Source organism: Pseudomonas sp. (assembly GCF_050739995.1).
Classification (GTDB): Bacteria; Pseudomonadota; Gammaproteobacteria; order Pseudomonadales; family Pseudomonadaceae; genus Aquipseudomonas.
This window is the reverse complement of sequence record NZ_JBOICG010000733.1, coordinates 1-4047: the sequence shown is the minus strand read 5'-3', so window position 1 is coordinate 4047 and position 4047 is coordinate 1. Positions and strand designations below refer to the sequence as shown.

At 61.1% G+C, this 4047-nt stretch carries 3 protein-coding genes; 2 read left to right on the top strand and 1 reads right to left on the bottom strand.

The window, feature by feature from the left end; all coding sequences use genetic code 11:
- Positions 1 to 516 (bottom strand): LysR family transcriptional regulator (locus ACRESD_RS24765; RefSeq protein WP_431753319.1); only part of this gene is annotated, 516 nt, incomplete at its 3' end.
- Positions 517 to 645: 129 nt separating this feature from the next.
- Here ACRESD_RS24765 and ACRESD_RS24760 point away from each other — a divergent pair.
- Both ACRESD_RS24760 and ACRESD_RS24755 read left to right on the top strand, forming a co-directional pair.
- Entirely contained in the window at positions 646 to 2292 is a 1647-nt protein-coding gene (locus ACRESD_RS24760; protein ID WP_431753318.1) for a GMC family oxidoreductase, read from the top strand.
- 65 nt (positions 2293 to 2357) lie between these two features.
- Complete coding sequence (locus ACRESD_RS24755) at positions 2358 to 3980, top strand: MFS transporter (RefSeq protein WP_431753317.1); 1623 nt, start codon at positions 2358 to 2360, stop codon at positions 3978 to 3980.
- The last annotated feature ends 67 nt before the right edge of the window (positions 3981 to 4047 follow it).

Below are 4047 nucleotides of genomic sequence, written 5' to 3'. Positions count from 1 at the left end.
GTCCAGGTAGGCACGGCTGGCGTAGAGCGCGAGGCGGTAATCGGTGAGCTTGCGGGTGACGAGTTGGTCGACGCTGGGGCGTTCGAGGTGGATGCTGATTTCCGCTTCGCGGTTGAGGATGCTGACAAAGCGCGGCACCGCCACCAGCTCCACTTCCAGCCCAGGATAGCGCTCGAACAGCCCGCCCATGCGCCCGGCCAGGAACATCACACCCAGGCCTTCAGCCACGCCGAGGCGGATCTTGCCCAAGGGAGCGGCCGAATGGGTGAGTTCGTCTTCGGCCAGCAGCGCGACGTTTTCCATGGCTTCGGCGTGCTTGAGCAGGGCTTCGCCTGCAGGCGTCAGCTCGTAGCCCTGGGCATGCTGCACGAACAGTGCCGTGCCGAGGCTCTTTTCGATGGCTTCGATATGCCGGGCCACGGTGGCGTGGGTAGTCTTCAGGCGCTGCGCGGCGGTGAGCAGGCGGCCACTGCGCTGCAACTCAAGGAAATACCGCAGGTCATTCCAGTCGAACATCTCGCCTCCCTTGCCCAAGCCCGGCACACGCTGTTTAAAAACGCACAGCAGCTGGGTAAAAACTAACATTTTTAAGACGAAAACTAACAACTAGGATGGAGCCAATAAGAAAAACAAGCGAGACCCCAGATGCCCATAGCAACTGCTGAATACGATTACATCGTCGTAGGTGCTGGCCCCGCCGGCTGCCTGCTGGCTAATCGGCTGTCCGCCAACCCCGCCCACCGCGTCCTGTTGCTGGAAGCCGGTGGCCGTGACAATTACCCCTGGATTCATATCCCCGTCGGCTACCTGTTCTGCATCGGCAATCCGCGTACCGACTGGTGCTTCAAGACCGAAGCCCAGGAAGGCCTGCAAGGCCGTGCGCTGAGTTACCCGCGAGGCAAGGTGCTGGGTGGTTGCTCGTCCATCAACGGCATGATCTACATGCGCGGCCAGGCTAAGGATTACGACGGATGGGCCGCAGCCGGCAACCCGGGTTGGGCTTGGCAAGACGTGTTGCCGCTGTTCAAGCAGAGCGAAAACCATTTTGCCGGCAACTCGGCGTTCCACAGCGACGGCGGCGAGTGGCGCGTTGAACAGCAACGCCTGCACTGGCCGATCCTGGATGCCTTTCGCGATGCGGCGGCGCAAAGCGGTATTGCGTCGATCAGTGATTTCAACCAGGGCGATAACGAAGGTTGCGGCTATTTCCAGGTCAACCAGAAGGCCGGCGTGCGCTGGAACGCGGCGAAGGCGTTTCTCAAGCCAGTCCGCCAGCGCCCCAACCTCACCGTGCTGACCGAGGTGGAAGTCGACCGCGTGTTGCTGGAAAACGGCCGGGCATCCAGCGTTGTCGGGCGTCAGCATGGCCAGCCAGTCAGTTGGAAAGCGCGCAAGGAAATCGTGCTGTGCGCCGGCTCCGTGGGCTCACCGGGCATCCTGCAACGTTCGGGGATTGGCCCGTCGAATGTGCTCAAGCCGTTGGGTATCAATGTGCTGCATGAACTGCCGGGAGTCGGCGGTAACCTGCAGGATCACCTGCAACTGCGGCTGATCTACAAGCTGGAAAACGCGCGCACCCTGAACCAGATCGCAGGCAGCCTGTGGGGCAAGATGGGCATGGGCCTGCGCTACCTGTATGACCGCAGTGGCCCATTGTCGATGGCGCCCAGCCAGCTTGGCGCGTTTGCCCGCTCCGGCCCGGAACAGACCTCGGCTAACCTTGAATACCATGTGCAACCGCTGTCCCTGGAGCGTTTTGGCGAACCGCTGCACGGGTTTCCGGCGTTTACCGCATCGGTCTGCGACCTGCGCCCGCAAAGCCGTGGCCGCGTCGATATCCGTTCGGCCAACCCGGCGGATGCCCCGTTGATCCGGCCCAATTACCTCAGCCACCCGGAAGACCTGCGGGTGGCCGCCGACGCGATTCGCCTGACTCGACGGATCGTGGCCGCGCCAGCGCTGAGCCCATTCAACCCGGTGGAATACCTGCCCGGTGACGCGCTGCAAACCGAAGAGCAACTGCACGAAGCCGCCGCACGTATCGGCACCACGATCTTCCATCCGGTGGGCACCTGCCGCATGGGCGCTGACCAAGACGCTGTGGTCGACGCGCAACTGCGGGTGCATGGGGTACCCGGCCTGCGCATCGCCGACGCCTCGATCATGCCGCGCATCACGTCCGGCAACACCTGCTCACCTACACTGATGATCGCTGAGAAAGCCGCGCAGCTGATCCTGTCGCCGAATACAAGGAGCCTCGCACCTGCGAACGAACTGGTACATGCAATCTGAATAGCGGCGCCGTACCCGGCGCCGACAGTGGAACAACAATAAATAATCACTGTGAGGGCTACCCGATGTCAGAACATGCTCAACCCTTGGGCTCGGTAATCGATGCGAGCACCAACAACGATTCAAAGAAAGTCATCTTCGCCTCGTCCCTTGGCACGGTGTTCGAGTGGTATGACTTTTTCCTCTACGGCGCCCTGGCGGCGGTGATCAGCAAGCAGTTCTTTGCCGGGGTCAACGACACCACCGCGTTTATCTTTGCCTTGATGGCCTTTGCCGCAGGCTTTGTGGTGCGGCCGTTCGGCGCGCTGGTGTTCGGCCGCCTGGGGGACATGATCGGGCGCAAATACACCTTCCTTGTCACCATCATCCTGATGGGCGTGGCGACCTTCTGCGTCGGACTGTTGCCAAACTACGCCAGCATTGGCATCGCCGCGCCGATCATCCTGATCGTGTTGCGCATGCTGCAGGGCCTGGCACTGGGCGGTGAATACGGCGGCGCGGCCACCTACGTGGCTGAACACGCTCCCGCTGGCAAACGCGGTTTGCACACCAGTTGGATTCAATCCACCGCCACCATTGGGCTGCTGCTGTCATTGCTGGTGGTGCTGGCCTGTCGTTATTTCACAGGTGACCAGTTCGAGGTGTGGGGCTGGCGTATTCCGTTCCTGTTTTCCATCGTGCTGCTGGGCATTTCCACCTGGATTCGCATGAGCCTGCATGAGTCGCCAGCATTCCTGAAGATGAAGGAGGAAGGCAAGGCGAGTAAATCGCCGATCCGTGAATCCTTCGGCAAATGGGAAAACCTCAAGGTGGTGTTGATTGCCCTGTTCAGCATCAACGGTGGGCAAGCGGTCACTTTCTATGCCGCGCAGTTCTATGTGCTGTTCTTCCTCACCCAATTCCTGAAGATGGACCCGGCCTTGGCCAATATGCTGCTGATCATCAGTGTGGTGATCGGTGCGCCGTTCTTTATCCTGTTTGGCTGGCTGTCGGACAAGCTCGGCCGCAAGCCGGTGCTGATGCTCGGCCTGTTGCTGGCGACGGTGCTTTACTTCCCGATCTTCAAGGGTCTGGCCCACTACACCAACCCGGCGATGGACCAGGCCAGCCGCCAGGCACCGATCACCGTGCTGGCTGATCCTGCCACCTGCACCTTCCAGTTCGACCCGGTGGGCAAGGCGCGTTTTGACAGTCCGTGCGACAAGGTCAAGACCTTCCTGGTCAAACAGGGCTTGCCGTACCACAGCGCCGCCGCCCCGACGGGCAGCCCGGTGCAGGTGAGCGTGGGTGATGTACGCATCGACGGTTTCGACGAAGCCGCCCTGCGTGGCGCGGTGACATTGGCCGGTTACCCGACATCGGCGGATGTGGCCCAGGTCAACAAAGTGATGGTGGTGGTGCTGATCGTGGTGCTGATCCTGATTGCAGCCATGTGCTACGGCCCACTGGCGGCGTTGATGGTGGAGCTGTTCCCGACGCGTATCCGCTACACCTCGATGTCGCTGCCCTACCATATCGGGAATGGCTGGTTTGGCGGGTTCCTGCCGACGGTGTCGTTTGCCTTGGTGGTGTACACCGGCGATATCTTCTATGGCTTGTGGTATCCGGTAGTGGTGACCGGGGTGAGCTTGGTCGTGGGGTTGTTCTGCCTCAAGGAAACGCGGCATGTGGATATCGATAACAACTGATCCGATCTCCTGAACACTGGAGATCCCCTGTGAGAGGGGGCTTGCTCCCGATAGCGGTGGTCCAGTC